Source organism: Elizabethkingia bruuniana, assembly GCF_002024805.1.
Classification (GTDB): Bacteria; Bacteroidota; Bacteroidia; order Flavobacteriales; family Weeksellaceae; genus Elizabethkingia; species Elizabethkingia bruuniana.
In genome coordinates, this window is sequence record NZ_CP014337.1 from 4,212,598 (window position 1) to 4,239,587 (window position 26,990).

The window sequence follows — 26,990 nt, forward strand, 5'->3', positions numbered from 1 at the left end:
GATTTATGAAAGAAATAAAGTCCTCGATCGAGAAAGAGCAGGCTAATATAAAATCCTCTGAAAAGATCAAAAATTTAATCAGTTTATTTAGGGTTCTGACATTTCTTGCCTCTGTTTTTTCAATGATTAAATATTTTCAGGATAAGGAGGCTTTATATCTGTTTTTAACTTTCCTGTCATTTATACTTTTTTTAGTATTACTATTTGTATCATCTCATTATCAGCAAAAAATAAATTACAGTAAAAGGATTATTGAGGTTTGTAAACAGATTACTGAAGAATTTTCAGCGAATACCCAAATTGAAGGATCTGATATAAACAATTACCACTCCTATAATAAAGATTTGGATATTTTCGGTGAACGCTCCCTGTTTACTAAAATAGATAAAACATCAACTTGCCTAGGAGTAGACAAATTAAGAGATTATCTGTCCAACCCACTTACGAAATGCAAAGAAATTGAGCAAAGGCAGGAAGCTATTAAAGAATTGTCTCAGAAGCCGGAATGGAATATACGTTTTCTGGCAAATGCAAAGTCGCTTGAATTACAAGATAAAAGTCTGTTGACAAATAAACTGTCTGTAGATTTTCCATGGAAGCTCGTTAGTACAATACTGATAGTGATTCCGGTAATTAATATTTTATTACTGACATTGGCTATTCTGAAGGATTTTTCACCTGTTTTTCTGGGGGTATTTTTAGCCTTTTCTATTATTAGCTTGCTTGTTGTTAATAGTAAATACAGTAAACAACTTAAAAAAGCTTATAGTGTTGTCAATCTAAGATCAGAACAATATAGCAGGTTTTCAGAAATTTTTCAGTTAATAGAGAAAGAAGTTTTCAATACAGAATTAAATAAAAACCTTCAGGCAAAGCTTACTCATCCGTTGGCTTCTTCATGTATTAACAAATTATCCGGTATAAAAAGAAATCTGGATAACGGACATACACCCTTGTTTGGATCAATTGCCAATCTTTTGTTTCTATGGAATCTTAGATATACAGTAGAGCTGGCGAAATTAATGAATCTGCTTAACGAGCATATTGATAACTGGTTTGAGGCATTTGCTGAGTATGAAGCATTAATATCTTTTGGCATTTTTGCTTATAAAAATCCTCAATACAATTATCCGGTTTGTAGAGAAGATATAGATTCATTACAATGTAAAGATATAGTTCACCCATTATTGGACTCCGGAAAAGCAATCGGTAATGATTTTACTATTGGAAATACTAAGAATATCTGTATCGTTACAGGGGCTAACATGACAGGTAAAAGTACTTTTCTCCGAACTATAGGTGTAAATCTTGTGCTGGCAATGAATGGTTGCCCGGTCGGAGCCGAAGAGTTTTCTTTTAGACCGATGCATATATTTACAAGTATGAGAACAAGCGATTCCTTATCGGATGGAAGCTCTTACTTTAATGCAGAAATAAAAAGATTAAAAAGCTTAGTGGAAACACTGGAAGAAAAGATTCCACTTTACATTATTCTCGATGAAATTCTGAAGGGAACAAATTCTACAGATAAGTTGGAGGGTTCTCGTTTGTTCCTGAAGAAAATAATGGATATTAATACAGACTTTACTTGTATTATTGCTACCCATGATTTGCCACTCACAGAAATGGCTATAACTTACCCTGAAAATGTTTCCAATCTTTGTTTTGAATTGGATGAAAAAAATGGAGAGCTTATATCCGACTACAAACTAAAATCTGGTGTTACTCAAACCATGAATGCGCTTAGGTTAATGAAGGCCTATAACATTATTGATTGAGATAATTATCATTTAGTTTCTTCAATTTAAAATAATTGTTTCCTAAATTTTTTATATACACAGGTTTTTAAACTTGTAGGAAAGAGATAATGAGTAATGATGCTATGATTTTATATTAAGTCTTAAATATTCATAGACAATACTGTATCCTTTTTATTACTATTCTTATTTCATTTACTTTCATTTTAGTGCTTTTATAATGTAATCTGTCAAAATTTAAAGAATAAGGACGGACTTCATTTGCTCATAATATTAATCAGGTTCATATTTGTTTTTTAACAAATTTGTAAAAACCCATGTCAGGGATTATAATATGACAAAGATTAATACGAATTTTAAAAATTGAAGAAATGACTTTAAAAAAATTAGATTTAGTGGAGCTTAATGCTCAGGAAATGAAAGAAACTGAAGGAGGAAATCCTTGGCTTGTTGTGGCAATTATTGTTGTTGCTGTAGTTGCATATTATGAAGCAAATAGGAATGGCAGAGACAAATAATCACTTTTTAGGGCTTTTTAACAAAAGCCCTTTCTATAATATAATTAAAATAATATCTATTATCTTAATTATATGGGTAATATTAAGGACATTCTTTCCTTCATTTTTTTTTACTAAAAAATATTCTGTTACACGTTCCAATATAAAATATATCTTTTATAGCAATAAAGATTTAGATATTAAAGTTCTTGAAAAATTTACTGATTCTGTTCAAAAGAATATTTCTACAAGTTCTTTATTTAGGGCATTTTCAGAGAAAAACCCCCATACAAATTTATTTATTTGTAATTCTCCTGTTCTTTATAGTTTTTTAGTCCCTTTTAATAGAAAAGGCTTTGCAACAAGTTCTAAGCTTACAAATAATATATACATATCAAATCTTAATTTGAAAACAGGACTTGCAACAACATATCCCAAAAGCAAAAAAGTAACTAATACTATTTTAATCACACACGAAATCACACACTTGATGTTATATAATTCTAATATATATTTGAAAGGTTGGATAGAAGAGGGCTATTGTGAATATATTGCTTATGGTTCCAACATAGAAGTAAAAAAAATGCTTAAAAAGAGTACTAATGATAAATATATAAAATATATGCTTGGAGTTAGTTTTTTATTGAAACAAAACAATAATAATTTGAAAAAACTCGAAAATTCAAATATAAATAATGAAATAGTATTAGAGGAAATTAGACAGCATGAACTCTAAGAATGCATTAATCGAAAATGGCTTAAAACTAAATTTAATAGAGGTTGATATCCAGAATAGAAAATATTAAAGTTGTAAATAAGCACAAGTAAAATAATTTTTATTAAATGGAATAAGGAAAAGATCTCCCAATTTTTAATTATGAATAATTTATTTTTACTTTTTTTTCTTTCGTTTTTTTTATTCTATCTTCTTATAAGTGCTTACAAGAATATATTTAACAAGGTAATTTCTCAAAAACTTGAAATTTCTGTAATAATCCTAAGTGCTATTTCTTGTATACTCTTAATTGTAACAGAAATTATCAAGGCATATAAATATATCTTTAATTAAAGCGAAATCTAAACTATATAATATACTAATAAAATATGCTCCCCCTACTTTTCAAACTTATTATCAGTATAATATCCTATTTACTCAACAATGTTTAAAAACGCTATCTATCTGAGTATAATCTTCTTTATTATTGTAGTTTTATCCCTGTTACCAGTCATTACAATACCTATATCCTCCTCTTCTCGCGGAAGCTTGCGACCAATCGAAGAAAACACTAACCTTGGTGCTGTAGTCAGCGGCAGAGTAATTAAAACCTCATTGTTAAAGAACAATCAGCTCATCAAACAAGGTGATACTTTGCTTATTGTAACCGCAGAACAATTAGATACCCAAAAGCAATTACAAAATACACAAAGCACAGATTATACGGCACAGCTTAACGATCTTAATAAACTTACCAAAGGACAATATTCAGGTCTACAGACTGGGCAATATCAAAGAGAACTTTCTGCTATGCAGGAAAAAATAGCCCAGATTCAGACAGAACTCTCTTTAGCTCTGAAAGACTTGGACAGAGCTACTATACTTTTCAAACAAGGTGTAGTTCCAAAAGCAGAATACGATAAAAATTATTATACTCATCAGGGACTGGTAAACCAGATATCTAACGTTAGAGAACAACAGCTTGCCCAATGGCAGGCACAGAAAAGAGAAACTGAAAGACAACTTCGCTCTTTGGGCTCTGAAATTCAAAAAATTAGTCAGGAGCAGAAGAATTATGTAATTACTGCCCCATTATCTGGAAGACTGGTTAATTTTTCAGGAATTCAGAAAGGTAACTTTTTAGTACAAGGACAAACTATCGGGGAAATATCTCCCGAGCAATCTTTAGTAGCAGAATGCTTAGTCTCACCAAAAGATATTGGTTTTATCCGAACAGGACAAAAAGTAAAATTCCAAATCGATACTTACAATTACAACCAATGGGGACTTGTAGACGGGCGGGTACAGGAAATTGACCAAAACATCAAAATCAATCAGCAAACTGGGGAAGCATCTTTCAGAGTCCTTTGTAAAATGGATAAAAACTATCTACAACTTAAAAATGGTTATAAAGGTCAGATTGGAAAAGGAATGACCTTCACGGCACGCTTCCATCTTATAGACCGTACCCTTTGGCAACTCTTATTTGACAGAGTTGATGACTGGTTTAATCCTAAATTAAAATAACAACAAGGGTTTTATGAAGAAAGATATACAGATTAAACAACACGATATAAAAGATTGTGGTGCTGCTTGTTTGGCATCAGTAGCAGCACACTATGGACTAAAAATGCCTATTGCCAAGATAAGGCAGATCTGCCACACTGATACCAGAGGTACTAATGTACTAGGAATGATTCAGGGATTGGAAAAAATGGGTTTCAATGCTAAAGGGGTAAAAGGTGGAGCTGATGCTTTACCTGAAATTCCATTACCAACCATTGCTCATATTATCGTTCAGGGGCAACTTCATCATTATGTAGTTATCTATTCTGTGAAAAAGGATAAGGTCACTGTAATGGATCCAGCTTATGGTAAAATGCAAGAGTATACCATTCAGGAGTTTTCAGAAATATGGACAGGAGTTTTAATTCTTCTCGAGCCCAATGAATACTTTGAGCAGAAGGATGAAAAAACAAGCCTTTATAAAAGATTCTGGAATCTGGTACAACCTCATAAAAGTATATTAATACAAGCTTTATTAGGAGCATTGGTCTATACTATTCTGGGATTATCAACCTCTATCTATATTGAGAAGATTACCGATTATGTACTGATAGATGGTAACAAAAGACTACTTAACCTTCTTTCCGTAGGAATGATTCTTATCCTTTTGTTCCAAATTTTTATAGGTGTAATGAAAAGTGTTCTGGTCTTACAAACGGGACAGAAGATGGATAAACATCTTATATTAGGGTATTATAAACATCTTCTAAAACTTCCACAGCGTTTCTTTGATACAATGAAGGTAGGAGAAATCATATCAAGGGTAAATGATGCTGTTAAGATCAGAACTTTTATTAATGACGTAGCCATTCAGATATTTGTGAATATTTTCATCATTATCTTTTCCTTTGTTTTGATGTTCTCTTATTACTGGAAGCTGGCATTAATTACAGCTTTAGTCATTCCTTTCTATTTTCTGGTTTATTGGATAACCAATAAGCTGAACAAGAAGGTAGAACGTAAACTAATGGAAGAAAGTGCAGAACTGGAATCTCACTTAGTAGAATCCATTACTTCTGTCAGAACGATTAAACAATTTGGAGTAGAGACTTTTGCAAATAATAAAACAGACAATGCTTTTACTAAGCTTTTAAAGACTATTTATACTTCTGTTCTTAATGCTTTATTCTCAGGAAATTCATCTGAGTTTCTATCAAGGATATTTACTATTGTTTTACTTTGGGCAGGTTCTGGTTATGTAATAGACAGAATTATTACACCGGGGGAATTATTATCTTTTTATGCTCTGATTGGATATTTTACCAGTCCTGTAGCACAGTTAATAGGAATGAATAAAACCATACAAAATGCCTTAATCGCAGCAGACCGTCTTTTTGAGATAATGGACTTAGAAAGAGAAGAAACTACTGATAAATTAGAATTGTCGCCAGAACACATTGGTGATATACAATTCAAAGAAGTCAGTTTTAGTTATGGTAGCCGTGCTGATGTGTTTAATGATTTTAATTGTACCATAGAAAAGGGAAAAACTACCGCTATTGTAGGGGAAAGTGGAAGTGGAAAAACAACATTGGCATCATTACTACAAAATCTTTATCCTTTAAAAGGTGGAAAAATTCTCATAGGTGACTATGATATTAATTACATATCCAATTACTCATTGAGGAGCTTTATATCAGTAGTTCCACAACAGATTGATCTTTTCTCAGGAAATGTAATAGAGAACATTGCTTTAGGAGAAGATTTTCCTGATGTTCAGCGAATTTTAGATATTACAAAGAAACTAGGTATACTTACTTTTGTAGAGAAACTTCCAAATGGCTTTCAGACTTATTTAGGAGAAAATGGAGCATTATTGTCAGGTGGACAAAAGCAGAGGATTGCTATAGCCAGGGCGTTATATAAGAATCCCGAAATTTTAATTCTGGATGAAGCAACGTCATCTCTGGATACTGAATCTGAATTGGTGATTCAAAATACATTGAATGAGTTTAGATCACAAGGTAAAACAATGGTGGTGATTGCTCACAGACTTAGTACAATTGCTAATGCAGATACAATCTTAGTAATGAAAGATGGACAGATTATAGAACAAGGCAATCATCAGGAGCTAATTTCTAAAGACTCTATTTATAAAGCTATGTGGAAAAAACAGAGTATTAGCTTAAGTTGAGATGATCAGTTTTTCTTTATCCGGATGAAGGGTTTTAGGAAATATAAAGATTTTAATAAATAATTGATCTAAACATTTGACCTTCCTTGAAATTCAGGCTAACTAAACAATTTTTTGTAGATTAACATTATTATTCACATATAGAGTTTTCACATCGTAAATATAAAAGTTATAATGCCAGACCAATTAGATGTTATTCAATATTTTGATTTTGTGCAAACAAGATCTTCTAAAAATTATTTGATTAATTTTTTTAATAGGACAGAGCATAACATAAAAGAAGTGTTTTATACTCAGGGTATATTGAAAATGTTTCAAGAAAATTTGGATGTGATAAACTCTTTTAGAGTAATGGAGGGTAGTTTGTTGTGCATTAAGACCTTTTTAGATGAGGTAGATCCTACTAAATTTAATAATTTCAATAAATTATTTTATAGGCAGTATATCAATGAAGTGAATTTCAATATTGATGTTTATGTTAATTTCTTCGAATACTTTGGTGATGTGCTGAAGAGTATCAGGTATTTGAATATATGTCCGGAATACGCAGAAATACTTCGTGAAAATATAAGATTTATAAGTTCTTTAAACATTAGTGATCTTCAAAATGGATCTTCAGGTAATAAAAAGAGAAAAATAATACTTAACAATATTGAATGGAATATAAAAAACAATAAGTACAGTAAGTTCTGGGACTTTTTTTATATGTTTGATGTATATGTAAGTATTTCTAAAGGCATTGCTAAAAATAAATTAGTATTTCCTTCTTTTAATTTTGAAGATCAGTTTATTATTGAAGATCTTAAGAATTTGAAATTGGAAAATTCCGTTAAAAATTCTTTAAAGATCACTGGTAAAAATACGATTATTTTTACCGGAGCTAATATGTCCGGTAAATCAACGGCTATGAGGTCCATAAGTACAATCGTATATCTTTCTCATCTTGGGTTAGCTGTGCCGGCAAGTTATTGTAATATACCTTTCTATGATAAAATATTTTTGTTTTTTACGGTTAGCGATAATATTGAAATGGGATATAGTTATTTTGCACAAGAACTTTTAAATTTAAAAAATGTGTTGATCAGCCTGAAGGATAAAACAAGTTTTGTGGTTTTTGATGAAATATTTAAAGGGACTAACATTAATGATTCATCCAGGATCACACTGAAGACTATAAAAGCATTGTCAAAATACAATACCTCATTATTTATTTTATCCACACATCTAAATGGTATTGAACAGCTAATAACAGACAGCGAGAAGATTGTAATATTAAATCTGGAGAGCTTTTTTAAAGATAATGCCCTCACCTTTACTTATAAAATAAAAAAGGGTTGGTCTAAATTAGAAATAGGGGAAATTTTATTTGAAAAATATGGATTAAACGATCTGTTATAGAGAGCTAATTTGGACCATTTTAATACTTCCTATTTCCTTTTACTTATCAAAGCATATAAGCGTTTTATTATTAAAGCCAAGAATTTATTATTCTGAACTTTTGAGATCTATAAAAGAAAAAGAATGGGCAACAATGTCCATTCTCTTTCAACTAGTGTGTTTTTGTTTCTTTTTATCATGTATGTTTCTGACTACAAATTTCTTGTTATTTTTTTTAATGGTTGCGTTTCTCCGCATTACAATGCGCCTACATAATTTTTTTTTCACGTATACAAAATGTCTACATTTTTTTGTAAAAACCTAATTATTATATGTTTATATATATGTATTTTTGTATGTAAAGGTTTTATGAGTTTGCAAAAAATGAATAAAGTTATATTATCTGTCATTTTATTATTAATGTCCTGCTTGTATTTCGCCCAAAGTGATAAGGATGTTAATCAACAGCTTGTTTATACCCTTTTATATGGTAATGAGAAAGCCAAAGCAAAAGAAGTTATAGAATCAGAGTTCTTAAAATCGAATGATGACTCCAGAAAAGTTATTGGCTATGTCTATTTGGCGGACTACTATACTTTGCTAAAAGATGTGGTAAAAAGAACTGAAGCTTTGGAGAATGCTCAAGATATAGCTTCAAAAACTAAGAACGCTATAGACAAAGCTTATGTAGATCAGGGCTATGCTAAATATTATCAGAAGCTAGATAAGGACGAATTATTTGTAAAATCAGTTAATGAAAGCATCATTACTTTTAGCAAATACCCCGATGAGAATTTCATGCTTGCCACATTGTATTTTCTTAAATATAATTATTCCACCAAAAAGATGCTCAATAAGTATGGTGAAGAAGACTATACCAAAGCAAATCAATATGCATTAAAATCTAAAAATAATTTATTAATCAACTCTACCTATAATAATCTCGGATATTATTACCGGAAGAGATATGAGTTGTCCCATGAAAAGAAATTCCTTGCCTCCGCGCAGGAAAGTTATCAAAAATCGCATCAATATGCTTTGTTGATAAAAGAGCCTGCTGCCCAGAAAAGATCATTAATTGCTTATTATCTGAATTATGGTGTAATGGTTAATACTGTAAAACCTGTAGATTATAATAAGTGTCTGGAATTGTACAATAAAGTACTATCATTGAATAAAGACGATGACAATTTTGAACAGTTTACAACATTTGCTTACAATAACATTGGCTACGTATATGAGGCAATGGGGAAAAATGAACTGGCAAAAGAATATTATTTAAAAGCTTATTCTTTGTCAAAGGATGACAAGGAGATCTTTCTGAGTGATAAAATGGAGATTCTTGAAAATCTTTCACGACTGCACGAGAAGATTGGCCAGCCGGAAAAGGCCCTTGTTTATGAACGGGATGCCAAAAATTTGATTAAAAATTATAGCGAAGAACAGTCTCATAATACAGCTAAAACATTGGACGTCTTTTATCAGGCACAGCAGAAGAACCAGCAAATACGACAACTGGAAGAGAAGAATAAAATGTTTAATAAGCGAAAATTTCTTTATCTGGGAATTATTCTCCTTTCTATAGCTACTATAATATTTCTGATTTCTACCCTTAGATATAAACAAAACCTGTTGGTAGCCGAAAGAAACGAATCAGAACTTCTGTTGCAACTTGAGCATGAAGAAAAAGCCCGTATGAAAGCAGAGCAGGAGTTGTGGGCTATACAACAGGAACAGCTGCAGAAACAGGCATTGGCAACGTCACTTCAGTTGAGCCAGAAAAATACTTTCATCAATGAGCTGAAGGAAAAGGCTAAAGACATAAAAGATTTTAATCTGGATCGTATCCTAAAGGAAGAGCAATCTTCCGATACCAATTTTAGTGCGATACAAAATATTGTGCAGGAAGTACATCCTAATTTCTTCAAGCGACTGAATGAAGTTTCTAAAAGTAAACTGACCAATCAGGATCTGAGGTATGCAGCTTATATTTACCTGAATATGGATAACCTGCAGATAGCGAATGTTCTGAAAGCAGATCCCAAAACAGTTAGAATGACTAAATACAGACTAAAACAGAAAATAGGCTTGGGCAAAGAAGAAGATCTGCAGGCTTTTATTCAAAACCTGCAGTTATAATAAGTTACTTTTTTTAAGCTCTTGGCTGCAATAATTTTGCAACTAATGCTGTCCACCCGGTCTGGTGTGAAGCGCCTACGCCGCGGCCTGTATCACCGTGAAAATATTCATAAAACAGAATATAATCTCTGAATTCAGGGTCACTTTGTAATTTTTCATAGTCACCATTAAAAGCTCTTCTTCCACTTTCATCACGAAGAAAAATCTTGCAAAGTCTTTTACTTACATCCTCAGCAATTTCATTCAGATGATGCATTTCGTTGCTTCCTTTAGGGTATTCGATTTTATAGTCATCCCCAAAATAGAAATGAAAACGCTGCAGACTTTCTATAATCAAAAAGTTTATCGGGAACCAGATAGGTCCGCGCCAATTACTGTTACCACCAAACATATCACTGTCGCTTTCTGCAGGTAGATATTTTACGGTGTAATCATTTCCACCCGCATTCAACTGAAAAGGTTCTTTTTCATAAACTTTAGACAGCGCTCTGATTCCGTAATCACTCAAAAACTCTTCAGGGTCAACCATTCTTTCCAGGATTTTTTTCAGACGATGTCCACGCAAGATACTCAGCAAATGCTTGCGTCCCTGTCCTTCAACATCGAAATGCGAAACCAACGCCGCTAGCTCGGGTTTATGGGATAGTACCCAATCCATCCTTTTGGCAAAATTAGGAAGCTTTTCCAGATAGTGGTGTTCAATTACTTCTACCGCAAACATAGGGATAAGTCCTACAATACTGCGCAAACGGAGATCGAAACTTGTTCCGTCGGAAAGCTGTAAAACATCATAGAAGAAACCATCCTCTTCATTCCACAATCCCTGTTTGTCATCCCCAAGGCTGTTCATCGCTTCAGCAATATACAGGAAGTGTTCAAAGAATTTTGTGGCCATATCCTCATATACAGGATTGTATAGTGCTAATTCCAGTGAAATACGTAGCATGTTCAAAGAAAACATAGCCATCCAACTCGTACCGTCAGCTTGCTCCAGGTGTTCTCCGTTGGGGAATACCGTGTTCCGGTCGAAAGCACCAATATTATCCAGGCCAAGGAAGCCTCCTCCGAAAATGTTATTTCCGTTCATATCCTTACGGTTAACCCACCAGGTGAAGTTCAATAACAATTTCTGAAATACAGATTCCAGAAAGTACAGATCAGGCTTGCCGTGTTTCTTCTCATCAATTTTAAATACCCTAAAAGTTGCCCATGCATGTACTGGCGGATTTACATCACTAAAATTCCATTCATATGCCGGCAGCTGTCCATTAGGGTGCATGTACCATTCGCGGGTGAGCAGCAAAAGTTGTTCTTTCGCAAAATAAGAATCTACAAGACTTAGTCCCACACAATGAAAAGCTAAATCCCAGGTTGCATACCATGGGTATTCCCATTTATCGGGCATGGAAATAATATCTTTATTATTTAGAGTTTGCCAGTCTTCATTCCGGATATAGTAGCGGGATTCCGGCGGATGGATTTCATTAGGATCACCTTTTAGCCATTTGGAAACATTGTAATGATAGAACTGCTTGTTCCACATCAATCCGGCAAAGGCTTGCCGCTGAACTCTGCGCTTATCTTCGTCCGTTACATCTTTTTGAAGCTGATTATAATAATCTTCATTTTCTGTTACCCTGTCTCCGAATATCTGATCAAAATCTGCGAAAGGATTTTCCTGCTCGGTACCTAACCGGAAACGCCAGGATTTCTTTTCCCCAGGAAGTAAAGACGTTTCAATCTTTAAAGCTGCCTTTGTTCCTTTCTTCTCAGGATTAATAGTTGCTGTATTGTTTGTCAGAATATACTGATTGATTCCGTCTTTGGCAAAAGGTTCAGAATCATTCCACTGATAAAGCCTTTCTGTATTACTTTCATTATTACAAAACATGCTTTCACAAGGTATTTCAGTAAATAACTTTTTAATCAGTATTTCCTGATGATCAACTTTAATTCCGTTAAAATCTACCGAAAGCTCAGGTTTGTAATTGTCGTATCCCCAACACCAGGTATTCCGAAACCATAATGTTGGGAAAATACTCAGTGGAGCTTCTTTCGGTCCTTTATTCTCAACAGTGATTTGAATCAGAATATCATGAATATCGGCTTTAGCATATTCTATTGTAATGTCAAAATATTCATTGTTATCAAAAATACCTGTATCTATAATTTCATATTCCCGTTCGGCCTTTCCTCTATTCCTGTTAGTTGTTATAAGATCCTCGTAAGGGAAGGCATTCTGCGGATACTTGTAAAGCATCTTCATATAGCTGTGCGTAGGGCTGCTTTCCAGATAATAGAAAAGTTCTTTTATATCTTCACCATGATTCCCCTGGCTGTTACTTAGTCCAAAGAAACGTTCTTTTATCATTTTATCCCGGTGATTCCAGAAGCCTAAGGCAAAACATAAAGTCTGATCCTGATCACTTATTCCTGCAATGCCTTCTTCTCCCCAGCGGAATGTTAATGCTTCAGCTGAGTCATGTCCCGTATAGTTCCATGCATCACCATTTGCACTATAATCTTCCCGTACTGTTCCCCATTGTCTGTTACTTACATAAGGGCCCCATATTTTCCAGTCAGGATTTTTTAATCGGTTATATTCTTGTGTCATGTTTTTATTTATAGTTCATCATAGTAGTTAGTCTCAAGTCGTTAATTATAAAGTTATTAATACTTTTTCTAACTTCATAATACCTACTCGTACTTAAAGTTATCCTCCGGTTGAAAAGCTTTCAAAAGTGGTCATACCACCGTCTATAAAAATACTGGCACCAGTGATGTAATCCGAGTCATCACTAGCCAGAAAAACTGCCAGTTTCCCAATGTCTTCAGGTTTTCCGATCCTGTTATAGGGTATAAGGTTCATCAGTGAATTGTATGCTTCCGGAGTATTCCACGCATTGGTATTAATAGGAGTCTGAATTGCTCCGGGACATATGCTGTTTACTCTTATTTTATCAGCTCCATATTCCTGAGCCAGAGTTTGCATCAGCATTCTTATAGCACCCTTACTGGCTGCATAATTAGCGTGCCCGGCCCAGGGAATAATTTCGTGAACGCTGCTGATGTGGATTATTTTTCCTCTTGCTACGGATTTTGCAGGGTCTATGTCTCTTCTTAAAAATTCTCTGATGGCTTCACGGGCACAAAGAAACTGCCCGGTAAGATTAATGTCTATAACTTGTTGCCATTGCTGGAGAGTCATATCTGTAAACTTTGCGTCTTTCTGCACCCCGGCATTGTTGATCAGGATGTCCACGGTACCATATTGCGCAATAACATCCTGAAACATTTTTATAACTTCATCTTCTTTACTTACATCACACTGATAAGTTATTCCGGAGCCACCATCATCAGTAATTTCTTTTAAAATTGCCTCGGCAGCAGGCTTAGATGATTGAGATGAGTGATTGATAATAACTGTAGCACCCGATGCTGCAATACATTTGGCGATGCCACTACCGATACCACTGCTGGCACCCGTAATAATAGCAATTTGATTTTGGAGCTTCTGTTCCATATTTTTATAATTTGTGTTTGTTGGTGAGGTCTGAGATACAATTTTACAAACCGTATGCAAAATTTGGATACCAAATACCATAACAAATGTATAAATTTGTTCATCAAAAAGAATTTTAAAAAATCTTAAATAATGAAAATAGAACTGAACAGAATTGATGATAATTATCTGTTTGAATTAACCAATCAGAGAGGGCATAAAATTATTTTAGATAATACGTCTGAAGACGATCCACAGGGAGTTAGCCCAATGGAATCAGTGCTAATGGCATTGGCCGGATGCAGTAGTATAGACATGGTTTCTATTCTGAAGAAACAGAGACAGGAAATTACCTCTTTTTCTGCTGATGTAGAGGGAGAACGTGTACAGGTAGAGGATGCTAAGCCTTTCCGTAACATTCATGTAATATTCAAACTGGAAGGAGAGATTGACGGTAAAAAAGCAAACAGAGCTGCTGAACTTTCTTTTGAGAAATATTGCTCGGTTTCTAAATCGCTTGATCCACAAATTAAAGTTACCTGGGAAGTTTTGGTAAACGGAACTTCAACAAAATAGAAATACATCTCGTACTAAAACAATAATGGGCAATAGGTGATTAATACTTTTAGAATTACTTATTGCCCATTACTTGTTATGGACAATTAACAAGTATTTTTATCTTTTTTTTGCAAAAATCCATATTGTTTGTATCTTTGCAGCCAAGATTAGTTCTTTAACACGATTGAAAATGTTATCAGGAAAGGCCGAGGGAATAGACCCTATGACGCCTTAGCAACCCTTCGCTTGCCGAAGAAGGTGCTACATTCTACCACTATGGGATAGATAACGTTACTGAATTTCTTTCAGCCTTTTCTGGGCATTTTCAATTTTATAGGATCAAAAAATATAAAATTGAAAGATTATCTTAAAACCATTAATATTAAAAACTTTACTACCCAATCAGGGAAAGTATATGATATTCCATTAACCTATGAGGTTTTCGGACAAGATTTGTATACGGCTCCTGTAGTGTTAGTCAATCATGCCTTAACCGGAAATTCTGCAGTAACCGGAGAATTGGGTTGGTGGAAAGAAGCTATTGGTGAAGGGAAACCCGTAGATACCAACACTTATACAATTCTGGCATTTAATATTCCCGGTAACGGATATGATGGTTTTCTAATAGACAATCCTAAAGATTTTGTAACTAAAGATATTGCACGATTATTCCTGCAAGGATTAGAAGTGCTGAATATTAACGAACTCTATGCTATTATTGGCGGATCATTAGGAGGAGGAATAGGTTGGGAAATGTTGGGGTTGAATAATACTCTGGCTCAGAATTTCATTCCGGTAGCGACAGACTGGAAAACCTCAGATTGGTTATATGCACAATGTCTGGTTCAGGATTTTTTACTTACACAATCCGATAAGCCTTTACAAAAAGCACGTATTCACGCGATGCTTTGCTACAGAACGCCGCAATCTTTAAACGAAAGATTTGGTAATAAAATCCATGAAGATAAGGAACTTAGAAAGTCTGAAGACTGGCTTAACTTTCATGGAGAGAGGCTTAATGAAAGATTTACATTGTCCGCTTATAGTATGATGAATCAACTTCTTTCGACTATTGAAACCGTTGAGGTAAACAGTGCGTCTTTCGAACAATTAGCGGCCATAAAAGCAAATATATTTATCGTTTCAGTAGACAGTGATCTATTCTTTCCGGCATCGGAAGATCACCAGACATATACTGAGCTGATTAAAATAAAAAATAACATAAAGCATTTCATCATAAACTCTGTTCATGGGCACGATGCTTTCTTGATGGAATACGAACAATTGAATAACATCTTACACAATATATTTAAAAAGTAACATGAAGGTTTTAAAATTTGGAGGAAAATCTCTGGCAAACGGATTAGGTCTGGAAAAGACATTAGAAATTATCAAGCATAAAAAAGCGAATGAAGAAGATATTTGTGTAGTAGTTTCTGCAAGAGGAAATGCGACAGATGAGCTGATTGCGTTATTGGAAAATGCCAGAAACGGACAGTGGGAAGAAGAAGACTGGATTAACTTTAAGGAAAATCAGTTAAAAGCAATTCCGCAACAACAGGATATTCTGGATACTGATTTCCATAATCTGAAAAACTTCTTTGCAGGTGTTAAGTTGTTAAAGGATTATTCTTTGAAAACCAAAGATGAGGTACTAAGCTTTGGTGAAGTTATTTCGGCTAAAACATTGGTGCAGGTTCTTATCAATGAAGGACTTTCTGCCAAGTTTGTAGATGCCCGGAGTTTCTTGATTACTGATGATCGTTTTGGTAATGCTATTCCTAAAGACGAAATCTCTGAAAAAAATGCACAAGCTGCGTTCGAGGAGTTCTATAGCAACGGAGCTATTCCGGTTGTAACAGGATTTATTGGCGTTACCGAAGAAGGAGAGACCACAACATTAGGAAGAAACGGAAGTAACTATTCAGCGGCTCTAGTGGCTAAATTTATCAATGCAGAGATCTTAGAAAACTATACACATGTAGATGGTGTTTTCTCTGTAAATCCTGAGCTGGTAGAAGATGCCCGCCATATAGAAAACTTATCCTTCCAGGAAGCAAATGAGATGGTAAACTTCGGAATGAATGTCCTTCATGATAAAACGATTTTACCTCTTATAGATAAAAATATTCCGCTCAAGATATTGAATACCTTCAAAGGAATAGATCAGACAGGTACTCTTATTTCCAATGATAAGAACAATACTTCTGTAAAATCTCTGATGCTTCAGGAAAACAAATCACTTGTCGTTTTCGAAGGGCGAGGATTATTGGGAAAAGTAGGAATTGATGCAAGATTTTTCAGTGCATTACACCGTGCAGGAGTTAGTGCCGGAATTATCTCTCAGGGATCTTCCGAAAGAGGAATGGGAGTAGTGGTAGATGAGAAAGATGCTCCAAGAGCATTGGAAGCACTCCGCAAAGAATTTGCAAGAGACTATGATACCAAAGATGTACAGAGTATCCACAGTATTGATGGATTAAGTGTAATTTCTATTATCGGACAGAAAATGTCTCATTTTAATCAGTCGTACAACGCACTGATCAAAAATCATGTAGAACCTTTATTAATAAGTAATACGGTATCTGGAGCTAATGTTAGTATCGTAATAAGCAAAGAAGATACAAGCAAAGCTCTGAATATTATTCATGGTGAGTTGTTCGAAAATCCGAAACAAATCCATCTGGCTATTATTGGACACGGAACAGTAGGGCGCGCGTTGATTAATCAGATCCTGAATTCTACTCATGATATTGTAAACCGTAAGAATACACACATTAAGATATTTGCTATCAGTAATTCCAAAAATTTAATACTTGATAAAAAAGGAATTGGGAAAGACTGGGAAACACAATTGCAGACGAGTGCAGTTCCGGCAAATATCGAAACATTATTAAAGTACGCTAAAGAAAATCATTTAGAAAACTTAATTGCGGTAGACAATACTGCCAGCAGCGTGTTTGTAGAAAATTACGAGCTATTAGCTGAAAATGGATTCGACTTAGTATCTTCTAATAAGATTTTCAACACTCTGCCGATTGACCGATATAAAAATCTGCGTAAGGTACTGGAAGATAAAAATAAAAAATACCTGTATGAGACGAATGTGGGAGCAGGCTTACCACTGATAGATACGATTAAACTTCTGCATCTTTCTGGAGAAAATATTACCCGTGTAAAAGGTGTATTCTCAGGATCTCTTAGTTATATTTTCAATAATTTCTCTGTAAGAGAAGATGCCTTTAGTACGATTATAAAAGAAGCAATGGATAAAGGTTATACAGAGCCGGATCCACGTGAAGACCTTTCCGGAAATGATGTTGCAAGAAAATTATTGATCTTGGCTCGTGAGCTGGATTTGGTAAATGAATTCTCAGATATCAATATTCAGAATCTGATTCCTGAAAATCTTCAGAGTATTGCTAAAGATGAGTTCCTTTCCCGTTTGGAAGAACTCAATACTGAATACGAACAGCTGAAAAAATCCCTTCCGGAAGATCATGTATTGCGTTATGTAGGAGAACTGAAAGGAGATTTACAGAAAGAAAAAGGACAACTGGAAGTGAAATTAGTTTCGGTACCAAAATCTGCAAGTTTAGGCCAGGTAAAAGGATCGGATTCTATTTTCGAAATCTATACAGAATCTTATGGTGAGAATCCTATTGTAATTATGGGAGCCGGGGCCGGAGCCGAAGTAACTGCACGAGGTGTCTTTGGTGATATTTTAAGAGTAAGTGAGAATAAATAAAATATTATATATAATGTAACAATATAACAATTTAGCAATGTACCAAAATTCAACTACAATATGGATTGTTAGACTGTTACATTGTTATATTGGTAAACTTTTTGAAAATGGAAAATTTTGAAACTCAGGCGATAAGAACTCAAACAGAAAGAACGCAGTACGACGAACATTCAACTCCGTTATTTCTAACATCCAGTTTTATATTCCAGGATGCAGAAGATATGAGAGCTTCTTTCGCTGAAGAAAAAGAAAAGAATATTTACAGCCGTTACAGTAATCCTACGGTGAATGAATTTACCGATAAAATGGTGAAGTTGGAAGGAGGTGAGGCTGGTTATGCCTTTTCATCCGGGATGGCAGCTGTTTACAGTACTTTGGCTCCTCTTCTAAATAGTGGTGACCATGTATTAAGCTGTCAGTCTATATTTGGATCTACTCATACACTTTTTACAAAGTATTTTCCGAAGTGGAATATCAATACTACTTACTTCAAAGCTGATGAGGTAAATGATATCGAGAAATATATAACACCGGAAACCAAGATTCTTTATGCAGAAACACCAACAAACCCGGCTATAGAAATTCTTGATCTGGAAGTATTAGGGCAAATTGCAAAAAAACATAATCTGATCTTTATAGTGGATAACTGTTTTGCAACACCTTATTTACAGCAGCCTATAAAATACGGGGCTGACTTAGTTGTGCATTCTGCTACCAAACTAATCGATGGACAAGGACGTGTATTAGGTGGGGTAGTTGTCGGAAAAGCAGATCTTGTTCGTGAGATTTATCTTTTTGCAAGAAATACAGGACCATCACTTTCTCCATTCAATGCATGGGTGTTGTCCAAAAGTTTGGAGACATTGGCTATCCGCGTAGAAAGACATTGTGAAAATGCACTGAAAGTTGCAGAGTTTTTGGAATCACACCCGAATGTAGTAACAGTGAAATATCCTTTCCTTAAATCACATCCTAGTCATGAAATTGCTAAAAAGCAAATGAGACTGGGCGGAAATATTATTGCTTTTGAAGTAAAAGGAGGACTGGAAAAAGGAAGAGCTTTTATGGATAATATAAAGCTATGCTCACTATCACCTAACTTAGGAGATACCAGAACTATTATTGTACACCCGGCATCTACAACACATAGCAAGCTTACAGAAGAAGAACGACTGGAAGTAGCTATTACTCCGGGATTAGTAAGATGTTCTGTAGGATTGGAAAATGTAAATGATATTATTGCGGACCTAAAACAAGCTTTAGAAGCTATAGGTTAGGTTGTTGGTTTTTGGTTGCCAGTTTTTAGTAACACACTTTTTAATACATATATCATGAAAAAAGAATACACTGAATTAGAAGTCTGGCAGGAAAGCCGAAAACTAACAAATATAGCTTACGGATTAGTGCAGAAGTATCCAAAAGATGAATTGTTTGGAATAACAAGTCAGATACGAAGAAGTGCAGTTTCAGTGCCTGCTAATATTGCCGAAGGCTGCGGAAGACGAACAGCTAATGATACTATACAATTTTTACATATTGCAAGAGGCTCACTTTATGAACTTGAAACGCAGTTTTACATATCATACGATCAGAATTATATTTCGGAAGATGAGTTAACTGTTGTACTGGGGAAAACTCTGATATGTAAAAAACTGTTGAACGGTTTTATTAATTATTACAAGAACCTATAAAATGAAAAACCAAGATATAATACCAACAACCGATAACCAGAGACTGGCAACTCTCTATGATATTATTAACGAGCGAATCCTTATTCTGGATGGTGCTATGGGGACAATGCTACAGCGACACAAATTTGAAGAAGAAGACTTCAGAGGAGATCGCTTCAAAGACTGGCCAAGTCCTTTAAAAGGGAATAATGATTTGCTTTCTTTAACACAGCCACAAGCTATTGAAGATGTACACAGACAATATTTTGAAGCTGGGGCAGATATCATCGAGACCAATACATTCTCCGGAACTACAATTGCAATGGCAGATTACGGGATGGAAGAGCTGGTAACAGAGCTTAACTATGAATCAGCAAGAATTGCCAGAAAAGTTGCAGATGAGTATACCGCAAAAACACCGGATAAACCTCGATTTGTCGCAGGAGCTATAGGGCCTACTAATAAAACAGCAAGTCTTTCTCCGGATGTGAATGATCCAGGATATCGTGCTATTACCTTTGACGAACTTAAAGAGGCTTACAAACAACAGGCTAAAGCTTTATTGGATGGAGGTTCTGATATCTTATTGGTAGAAACTATATTCGATACTCTGAATGCTAAAGCGGCACTTTTTGCTATTGATGAGATTCAGGATGAAAGAAATATTCGTGTACCAATTATGGTAAGTGGGACAATTACAGATGCCTCGGGAAGAACCCTTTCAGGGCAAACTGCCGAAGCTTTCCTTATTTCTGTTTCGCATCTTAATTTACTAAGTGTTGGTTTCAACTGTGCTTTAGGTGCTCAGCAGCTAACACCTTATCTGGAAGTATTGTCACATAATACGGATTTTGCAGTTTCTGCTTATCCAAATGCAGGTTTACCAAATGCATTCGGGCAATATGATGAAACGCCGGAAGATATGGCAGAACAGATTAAAGAGTTTGTTGACAAAGGGCTAATCAACATTATCGGTGGATGTTGCGGAACAACACCGGAGCATATTAAAGCCATTGCAGATTTGGCTAAAAACTATAAACCTAGAGTAACATCGGTTAAAGCTTAAGGTAGATTTTATAAATAATAATTATTAATTTAAAGTATAGTAGCATAGATAGTTAGAGGGTAGATCCGAGTTTTCATTTTTTGTAAATTTGTTAGAACATCACAAATAATTACATATGAAACATCCGGCTTATCCTAAGAATACTGATGAGATACATTTATTCAACGAACTGAGAAAACGAGTGAACCAGAGAATAGAGGAAATACCGGAAAATCGGGATAGGTACATCCAGGTTAAAGCCATTCTTCTGCCAATTGTATATTTTGGCAGTTATTTCCTTGCAATCTTTAACGGGGATAAACCATGGCTTTATATAGCATGCTATATTGCAATGGGGCTCACTCTGGTTTTAATTTACCTGAATCTTATTCATGAAGCAGCTCATAGCAATATTTATAAAACTAAGAAATTTAACAAGTGGATTCTGAATTTATTCGATTTTATTGGTGCGAATAGCTATATATGGCAGAAAAGACATATTGTAAGTCATCATGCTTTTCCTAATGTAGATGGTTGGGATACTGATGTAGAACAGAGCGGACCAATAAAAATTTTTCCGCATGTAGAGGCAAAAGGTATTCAGAAATACCAGGATAAGTATTTTATTTTTGCTTATCCGTTTTATCTGTTCAACTGGATGTTAGTTAGGGATTTCAGAGACTTTTTCGACAAAAAAAGAGTTATTTATAAAGCTCATGGTGAAGCCCCTAAAAGAGAAAAAGTAAAACTGATTCTTTACAAATTATTTTACCTTTTTTATCAGATAGCGATTCCTGTTTTATTTCTGAAAGTATCTTTCGGATTGGCATTTGGCGCTTGGATTTTGGAAATACTGGTAGCCAGCATTTTTGCATTATTTGTGTTGTTGCCGTTGCACCCGCTGCCGGATAACGAGTTTCCGGTTCCGGATGAACATAATAATCTGCCATTTAGCTGGCTGAGACATCAGTTGGAGGTAACAAATGATTTAAGCAATAACAATTGGTTTATCCGTCATGTATTGGGGAATTTTAATTTCCATGTGGCGCACCATTTATTTCCTAACTACAGCTATGTATACTATAATGAAATTACAGAAGAAATAGAAAATTTTGCTCACGAGAATGGTTTTGTTTACAAAAGATTTCCGTTACTCACAGCATTGAGCAAACATTATCAATTATTAAAATATAATGCGAATAACGTTCCTCTGAAGCATGTCTTCGAGGAGCTGGATTCCTAATTAAGAATGGGAAATGTCTGTAAAAAGCATTCCATTCGATAAAAATACTGCAGAGCGGTAAATTAAAAGTAGACGAATGAAATATCTAAAGCTATCAGGGCTTGAGCCATTGGTGATTACACCGGAAAGTAACTTTATAAACGTAGGGGAAAGGACGAACGTTGCCGGATCTAAAAAATTTCTGAGATTAATCAAAGAAGAAAAATATGCTGAGGCTTTAGATATTGCCCGCCATCAGGTAGAAGGAGGGGCACAGGTTCTGGATGTTAATATGGACGATGGTCTTCTGGATGGTAAATATGCTATGGTGAAGTTCCTGAATCTTATTGCCTCCGAACCGGATATTGCGAGGATTCCTATTATGGTAGACAGCTCTAAATGGGAAATTCTGGAAGCCGGCTTACAGGTTGTTCAGGGAAAACCGGTGGTGAACTCAATCAGCTTGAAGGAAGGTGAAGCCAATTTCATCGATCAGGCAAAGAAAATAAAGCGTTACGGTGCAGCTGTTATTGTAATGGCATTTGATGAGGTAGGACAGGCTGATAATTATGAACGCCGCATAGAGATTGCTAAAAGATCATACGATATTCTTGTCAATGAAATAGACTTTCCGCCGGAAGACATTATTTTCGACCTTAATATATTCCCGGTAGCGACCGGTATGGATGAACACAGACGGAATGCTATCGATTTTATAGAAGCTACGCGTTGGGTAAGAACCAATCTTCCTTACGTATCAGTAAGTGGAGGTGTCTCCAATGTATCTTTCTCTTTCAGAGGAAACGATGCAGTGAGAGAAGCAATGCACTCAGTATTCCTTTATCATGCTATTAAAGCAGGAATGAATATGGGAATTGTGAACCCTACGATGTTGGAAGTTTATGATGAAATTCCAAAAGATCTACTGGAGCTGATAGAAGATGTAATGTTGGATCGCAGAGATGATGCAACAGAAAGACTTCTGGATTTTTCCGAAAGAGTAAAATCTGTCAGAAAAGAAAAAACTGAAGATCTGGCCTGGAGAGAGCAGCCTCTTCAGGATCGTATTACTCATGCCTTGGTAAAAGGTATAGACCGATTTATTGAAGAAGATATCGAAGAAGCCCGTCAAGAAGCTAAGCGCCCGTTGGACGTTATTGAGATTAATCTGATGACCGGAATGGGAGTTGTTGGAGACTTGTTCGGCAGCGGGAAAATGTTCTTGCCACAGGTGGTAAAATCTGCCCGTGTAATGAAGAGAGCGGTGGCTTATTTACAACCCTATATTGAAGCAGAAAAAGATACAGGCCGTCCGGCCGCCGGAAAAGTGTTGATGGCAACTGTAAAAGGAGATGTACACGATATCGGAAAAAATATTGTAAGTGTAGTATTAGGTTGTAACAACTACGAGATTATAGACCTTGGTGTAATGGTTCCGGCTGAAAAGATTATTCAGACAGCCATAGACGAAAAGGTAGATATTATAGGTCTTAGTGGTCTTATTACACCGAGTTTGGATGAAATGGTTCACGTTGCCAGTGAATTGGAACGTAAGAATCTGGATTTTCCACTTCTTATCGGTGGTGCAACAACATCCAAAGCGCATACTGCAGTGAAAATTGATCCGTCATATTCTAATGCTGTAGTACATGTAAACGATGCTTCCCGTGCAGTAAATGTGGTTTCCAGTTTGCTGAATAAAGAAAAATCTAATGTTTATACATTGGATCTGAAAACTGAGTATGAGGATTTCAGAGAGAAATTCTTAAACAGAGGTGAGCATAAAGAATATGTAGCACTGGAATTTGCAAGAAAAAATAAATACAAAATAGACTTTAAATCTGAAGATATTGTAAAACCCGCCAAACCGGGAATTACCATTATCGAAGATCAGCCATTGGAAGCCTTGTTAGATTATATCGACTGGTCACCGTTTTTCAGAAGCTGGGATCTTCACGGAAGGTATCCGGATATTTTGAAAGATGAAGTAGTGGGGGTACAGGCAACAGAACTTTTTCACGATGCTCAGAAAATTCTTAAAAAGCTGATTGAAGATAAAAGCTTAACTGCTAAAGCTATTTTTGGATTGTTCCCGGCTAATGCTGTGGAAGACGATATTTTTCTGCAAAATGAGCAAGGTGAAGATATTGGCAAATTTATTACGTTGCGCCAACAGGCTAAAAAATCTGAAGGAAAAGAATATTTAGCTTTGGCCGATTTTATAGCACCAAAAGAAACCGGAATTCAGGACTATATAGGATGTTTCTGTGTAACCGCTGGTTTTGGAGCCGACGAAGTAGCTGCAAAATATAACGAAGAAAATGACGATTATAATTCCATTATGGTGAAAGCTCTAGCTGATCGTTTTGCTGAGGCCTATGCTGAGTTTTTACACTATAAAATACGTAAAGAATATTGGGGTTATGCTTCCGATGAAAATCTGAACAACGAACAGATGATCAAGGAAGAATATAAAGGAACACGTCCCGCACCGGGATATCCGGCCTGTCCGGATCACCTGGAAAAAAATATGATCTGGGATGTTTTGAAAGTTGAAGAAAATATCGGTGTAAAACTTACTGAGAGCCTGGCAATGTGGCCGGCAGCAAGCGTTAGTGGTTATTATTTTGCTCACCCGATGAGTAAATATTTTGGACTGGGTAAAATAAAAGAAGACCAGCTTCGGGATTATACCGAACGTAAAGGCATCGATTATGATCTTGCTAAGAAATGGCTCAGCCCTAATTTGGCATAATTAATTATTTTCTTGTAAATCAAAAGAATATTTCGTTTGACTCAATAATAAGTTTGAAATATGAAGAAACTGATTTTATTTTTTCTCTTTTTAGCTAGCTTTTATAACTATGCACAAGAAGGATGTCAATATTTGGTTAATGTATATGCTGATGACTTAAAAGAAACAGGTAGAATTAAACTATTCATTAAAAATACAGGAAAGGAAACCTTTATAGTAAGAAAAGAAATCAACTTTTGTAATATGAGGCTAGCAGATTTAGAATCTTTTAATTATGATACTCAATCATTCGAAAAAGTACGTAATACAAATAAAGATATCGATTGTTTTACATATCGGGACAAATCAAAAAGTTTAAAGTCAGGCAAAACATATGTATATGATATAGATATAAAATCAGATTTTAAAATCTTGGTAAATGATTCTTTTTTCGATGCATTGAAAAATAAAAAATATCGATTCAGGATTAGTTTTGCTCTTGATTCTTACAAACGATGTGGAAATTCAAACATGCTGATTACAGACTGGATTTACAAAAACTGATGAAAGTAAAAATAACACAATGCTTTATTTAAACATTAAAAAAAAACTTAAAACCTTGAACCCATAGAATGAAAGTAACAGACCATATAAAAGAAGCAAAAGGTAAAACACTTCTCTCCTACGAAATTATTCCGCCTCAGAAAGGTCACGGAATTGGAGATTTGTACAAAAATATAGACCCGTTAATGGAGTTTAAACCCTCTTTTATAGATGTAACTACCTCCCGGGAAGAATATATTTACCTTGAAAAAGGCAATGGGCTTATGGAACGTAAAATTTCCAGAATGAGACCAGGAACACTAGGGATTTGTGCTTCTATTCAGTATAAATATAATGTAGATACTGTTCCCCATGTACTATGTGGTGGCTTTACTAAAGAAGAGACAGAATATCTGCTGGTAGACTGTCTTTATCTGGGGATTGATAATATAATGGCACTACGTGGTGATGCTATGAAAGGTGAAAAATATTTTGAGCCAACTAAAGGCGGAAACCGTTATGCTTCAGATCTTGTTACACAGATTAATGATCTTGGAAAAGGAAAGTTTCTGCATGGCGAAATCTCCGGTAACGATCTTAACAATAGTTTCTGCATTGGTGTAGCAGGTTATCCTGAAAAGCATCTGGAAGCACCTTCTATGCAATATGATCTGAAAATGTTGAAACAGAAAGTAGAGTTGGGAGCAGATTATGTGGTAACTCAAATGTTTTTGGATAATCAGAAATACTTTGAATTTGTAAAACTAGCCCGTGAAGCTGGTATAGATGTTCCTATTATTCCGGGTATAAAACCTCTTGCTGTAAAAAAACATTTACAGCTGCTTCCTCAGGTATTCAAAATAGATCTTCCCGAAGATTTGGTAAATGCTGTGTCACAATGCAAGAATAATGAAGCTGTAAAGCAGGTGGGAATTGAATGGTGTGTTCAGCAATGCAAGGAGTTATTAGATTTTGGTGTTCCTGCACTACATTTCTATACAATGGGTAAAAGTGATAATATCCAGAAAATTGTAAGCGAATTTTTCTAAGAATACTTTATAAAAATAAAAGAGGCTGTATCAAAAACTAAAAATATTATACTTTGTCATCCTGAGCCTGTCGAAGGATCTTTGACTATTAATGTTTTGTTAATGAAAATGTTTCGACCAAGCTAAACATGACACCTTTTGAGACAGTCTCTTTTTGGTATCTATACCTTTTAAAAAGCCTTATCAAAGTTTGAAATCTTAATAAGGCTTTTGTAATTCTATACTAAATGGCTAAACAGCTTCTAATTGCAAAGACTTTAGATTGTTGCAAATTTGTTCTGTTGTAGGTTTTCCTGAAGATGTGTGCCAGATAAACATTCCGCTTTCTACATTAAAGTAGTATTCTGTCTGTTCGTCCGAAACTTTAAACCAGTTAAGTGCCCCGTTAGCTGCATTGATCCCAACCCAGTTAACTGCTGCCGTTTTTAGATCAAAGCTATATGGATTCTGATTCAGGGTGTCCTGAAAAATAATCTTGTTATCCAGAACATAAAGAACGCCACTTCCCTGAAAAGCTTTCATTTTTAATATTTTAGTTTGTTGCTTGCCCTTATTGTAACGTACAATAGCCTTAAGCTTGGCACCTTCTGGTAATGACGCAAGTACAGCTTCCTGTTTTTTCTTTCTGCTTTGAGAAGCCAGAAAAGCAATCAGAAAAATAAGTCCGATAAAGCCTAAGAAGGCAATAATAAAGACGATCAAAAGTATAAAAATTGAGTTCATTGTAATATATT

Annotated in this window: 20 protein-coding genes and 1 riboswitch; of the genes, 17 read left to right on the forward strand and 3 right to left on the reverse strand. The window is 35.0% G+C overall.

Translation table 11 applies throughout. The features are described 5' to 3' along the window. The first annotated feature begins 5 nt into the window (after positions 1–5). The 7 genes from AYC65_RS19670 (at position 6) to AYC65_RS19700 (ending at position 10,185) form a co-directional block, all read left to right on the forward strand. The gene (locus AYC65_RS19670; RefSeq protein WP_034871554.1) at positions 6–1,778 is read left to right on the forward strand and encodes a MutS-related protein; all 1,773 of its coding nucleotides are present in this window, start codon (positions 6–8) and stop codon (positions 1,776–1,778) included. A gap of 350 nt (positions 1,779–2,128) precedes the next feature. Then, positions 2,129–2,275: a class IIb bacteriocin, lactobin A/cerein 7B family gene (locus tag AYC65_RS20870; protein WP_108721286.1), complete on the forward strand. Its 147-nt coding sequence runs from the start codon at positions 2,129–2,131 to the stop codon at positions 2,273–2,275. Beyond that, complete coding sequence (locus tag AYC65_RS19675; RefSeq protein ID WP_079114103.1) at positions 2,244–2,990, forward strand: hypothetical protein; 747 nt, start codon at positions 2,244–2,246, stop codon at positions 2,988–2,990. The genes AYC65_RS20870 and AYC65_RS19675 overlap by 32 nt, the downstream gene beginning before the upstream one ends. A 423-nt stretch (positions 2,991–3,413) precedes the next feature. After that, positions 3,414–4,496, forward strand: a complete 1,083-nt coding sequence (locus tag AYC65_RS19685; RefSeq protein WP_034869011.1) for an HlyD family secretion protein — start codon at positions 3,414–3,416, stop codon at positions 4,494–4,496. Between the two features lie 13 nt (positions 4,497–4,509). Next, positions 4,510–6,669 carry a peptidase domain-containing ABC transporter gene (locus AYC65_RS19690; RefSeq protein WP_034869009.1) on the forward strand — a complete coding sequence of 720 codons (2,160 nt, stop codon included), beginning with the start codon at positions 4,510–4,512 and terminating at the stop codon, positions 6,667–6,669. 174 nt (positions 6,670–6,843) lie between these two features. Beyond that, entirely contained in the window at positions 6,844–8,067 is a 1,224-nt protein-coding gene (locus AYC65_RS19695) for a MutS-related protein (protein ID WP_034869008.1), read from the forward strand. Between the two features lie 363 nt (positions 8,068–8,430). After that, positions 8,431–10,185, forward strand: a complete 1,755-nt coding sequence (locus AYC65_RS19700) for a tetratricopeptide repeat protein (RefSeq protein WP_034869019.1) — start codon at positions 8,431–8,433, stop codon at positions 10,183–10,185. Positions 10,186–10,198: 13 nt separating this feature from the next. On the opposite strand, the gene AYC65_RS19705 is transcribed toward AYC65_RS19700, so the two are convergent. Together AYC65_RS19705 and AYC65_RS19710 are read right to left on the reverse strand one after the other, a co-directional pair. Further along, positions 10,199–12,799, reverse strand: coding sequence for an MGH1-like glycoside hydrolase domain-containing protein (locus AYC65_RS19705; RefSeq protein WP_034869007.1), 2,601 nt, complete (start codon positions 12,797–12,799; stop codon positions 10,199–10,201). Between the two features lie 99 nt (positions 12,800–12,898). Beyond that, positions 12,899–13,708 carry a glucose 1-dehydrogenase gene (locus AYC65_RS19710; protein WP_034869017.1) on the reverse strand — a complete coding sequence of 270 codons (810 nt, stop codon included), beginning with the start codon at positions 13,706–13,708 and terminating at the stop codon, positions 12,899–12,901. 132 nt (positions 13,709–13,840) lie between these two features. On the opposite strand from AYC65_RS19710, the gene AYC65_RS19715 reads away from it, so the two are divergent. The 10 genes from AYC65_RS19715 (at position 13,841) to metF (ending at position 26,256) form a co-directional block, all read left to right on the forward strand. After that, positions 13,841–14,263, forward strand: a complete 423-nt coding sequence (locus AYC65_RS19715; protein ID WP_009087219.1) for an OsmC family protein — start codon at positions 13,841–13,843, stop codon at positions 14,261–14,263. A 172-nt stretch (positions 14,264–14,435) separates the two neighbouring features. Continuing rightward, a riboswitch (SAM riboswitch) is annotated at positions 14,436–14,537 on the forward strand. Positions 14,538–14,599: 62 nt separating this feature from the next. After that, entirely contained in the window at positions 14,600–15,565 is a 966-nt protein-coding gene (locus AYC65_RS19720) for an alpha/beta fold hydrolase (protein ID WP_034869005.1), read from the forward strand. Position 15,566: 1 nt separating this feature from the next. Continuing rightward, entirely contained in the window at positions 15,567–17,993 is a 2,427-nt protein-coding gene (gene thrA, locus AYC65_RS19725; RefSeq protein WP_034869004.1) for a bifunctional aspartate kinase/homoserine dehydrogenase I, read from the forward strand. 107 nt (positions 17,994–18,100) lie between these two features. Beyond that, positions 18,101–19,270 carry a trans-sulfuration enzyme family protein gene (locus tag AYC65_RS19730; protein ID WP_034869003.1) on the forward strand — a complete coding sequence of 390 codons (1,170 nt, stop codon included), beginning with the start codon at positions 18,101–18,103 and terminating at the stop codon, positions 19,268–19,270. A 54-nt stretch (positions 19,271–19,324) separates the two neighbouring features. Continuing rightward, a complete protein-coding gene (locus AYC65_RS19735) occupies positions 19,325–19,684 on the forward strand; it encodes a four helix bundle protein (protein WP_034846870.1) in 360 nt (119 codons plus the stop codon). A gap of 1 nt (position 19,685) precedes the next feature. Next, positions 19,686–20,729, forward strand: coding sequence for a homocysteine S-methyltransferase family protein (locus AYC65_RS19740; RefSeq protein WP_034869002.1), 1,044 nt, complete (start codon positions 19,686–19,688; stop codon positions 20,727–20,729). A gap of 115 nt (positions 20,730–20,844) precedes the next feature. Continuing rightward, the gene (locus tag AYC65_RS19745) at positions 20,845–21,951 is read left to right on the forward strand and encodes a fatty acid desaturase family protein (protein ID WP_034869000.1); all 1,107 of its coding nucleotides are present in this window, start codon (positions 20,845–20,847) and stop codon (positions 21,949–21,951) included. Positions 21,952–22,027: 76 nt separating this feature from the next. Next, positions 22,028–24,685 (forward strand): methionine synthase, encoded by a 2,658-nt coding sequence (gene metH, locus AYC65_RS19750; protein ID WP_052114655.1) that lies wholly within the window; start codon positions 22,028–22,030, stop codon positions 24,683–24,685. A 60-nt stretch (positions 24,686–24,745) separates the two neighbouring features. After that, the gene (locus AYC65_RS19755) at positions 24,746–25,228 is read left to right on the forward strand and encodes a hypothetical protein (protein WP_034868999.1); all 483 of its coding nucleotides are present in this window, start codon (positions 24,746–24,748) and stop codon (positions 25,226–25,228) included. A gap of 68 nt (positions 25,229–25,296) precedes the next feature. Then, positions 25,297–26,256: a methylenetetrahydrofolate reductase [NAD(P)H] gene (gene metF / locus AYC65_RS19760; RefSeq protein ID WP_034868997.1), complete on the forward strand. Its 960-nt coding sequence runs from the start codon at positions 25,297–25,299 to the stop codon at positions 26,254–26,256. A 231-nt stretch (positions 26,257–26,487) separates the two neighbouring features. Here the strand turns inward: metF and AYC65_RS19765 are convergent, their stop codons facing one another. Further along, positions 26,488–26,979: a hypothetical protein gene (locus AYC65_RS19765; RefSeq protein ID WP_034868995.1), complete on the reverse strand. Its 492-nt coding sequence runs from the start codon at positions 26,977–26,979 to the stop codon at positions 26,488–26,490. Positions 26,980–26,990: the final 11 nt, after the last annotated feature.

Bases quoted from the DNA above. Each gene is read 5' to 3' on its own strand.
- AYC65_RS20870 (WP_108721286.1), top strand. From the start codon at position 2,129: ATGACTTTAAAAAAATTAGATTTAGTGGAGCTTAATGCTCAGGAAATG.
- AYC65_RS19740 (WP_034869002.1), top strand. From the start codon at position 19,686: ATGAAAAACCAAGATATAATACCAACAACCGATAACCAGAGACTGGCA.
- metH (WP_052114655.1), top strand. From the start codon at position 22,028: ATGAAATATCTAAAGCTATCAGGGCTTGAGCCATTGGTGATTACACCG.
- AYC65_RS19705 (WP_034869007.1), bottom strand. From the start codon at position 12,799: ATGACACAAGAATATAACCGATTAAAAAATCCTGACTGGAAAATATGG.
- thrA (WP_034869004.1), top strand. From the start codon at position 15,567: ATGAAGGTTTTAAAATTTGGAGGAAAATCTCTGGCAAACGGATTAGGT.
- AYC65_RS19745 (WP_034869000.1), top strand. From the start codon at position 20,845: ATGAAACATCCGGCTTATCCTAAGAATACTGATGAGATACATTTATTC.
- AYC65_RS19670 (WP_034871554.1), top strand. From the start codon at position 6: ATGAAAGAAATAAAGTCCTCGATCGAGAAAGAGCAGGCTAATATAAAA.
- AYC65_RS19730 (WP_034869003.1), top strand. From the start codon at position 18,101: ATGGAAAATTTTGAAACTCAGGCGATAAGAACTCAAACAGAAAGAACG.
- AYC65_RS19755 (WP_034868999.1), top strand. From the start codon at position 24,746: ATGAAGAAACTGATTTTATTTTTTCTCTTTTTAGCTAGCTTTTATAAC.
- AYC65_RS19735 (WP_034846870.1), top strand. From the start codon at position 19,325: ATGAAAAAAGAATACACTGAATTAGAAGTCTGGCAGGAAAGCCGAAAA.
- AYC65_RS19675 (WP_079114103.1), top strand. From the start codon at position 2,244: ATGAAGCAAATAGGAATGGCAGAGACAAATAATCACTTTTTAGGGCTT.
- AYC65_RS19765 (WP_034868995.1), bottom strand. From the start codon at position 26,979: ATGAACTCAATTTTTATACTTTTGATCGTCTTTATTATTGCCTTCTTA.
- AYC65_RS19685 (WP_034869011.1), top strand. From the start codon at position 3,414: ATGTTTAAAAACGCTATCTATCTGAGTATAATCTTCTTTATTATTGTA.
- AYC65_RS19695 (WP_034869008.1), top strand. From the start codon at position 6,844: ATGCCAGACCAATTAGATGTTATTCAATATTTTGATTTTGTGCAAACA.
- AYC65_RS19690 (WP_034869009.1), top strand. From the start codon at position 4,510: ATGAAGAAAGATATACAGATTAAACAACACGATATAAAAGATTGTGGT.
- AYC65_RS19710 (WP_034869017.1), bottom strand. From the start codon at position 13,708: ATGGAACAGAAGCTCCAAAATCAAATTGCTATTATTACGGGTGCCAGC.
- metF (WP_034868997.1), top strand. From the start codon at position 25,297: ATGAAAGTAACAGACCATATAAAAGAAGCAAAAGGTAAAACACTTCTC.
- AYC65_RS19700 (WP_034869019.1), top strand. From the start codon at position 8,431: ATGAATAAAGTTATATTATCTGTCATTTTATTATTAATGTCCTGCTTG.
- AYC65_RS19715 (WP_009087219.1), top strand. From the start codon at position 13,841: ATGAAAATAGAACTGAACAGAATTGATGATAATTATCTGTTTGAATTA.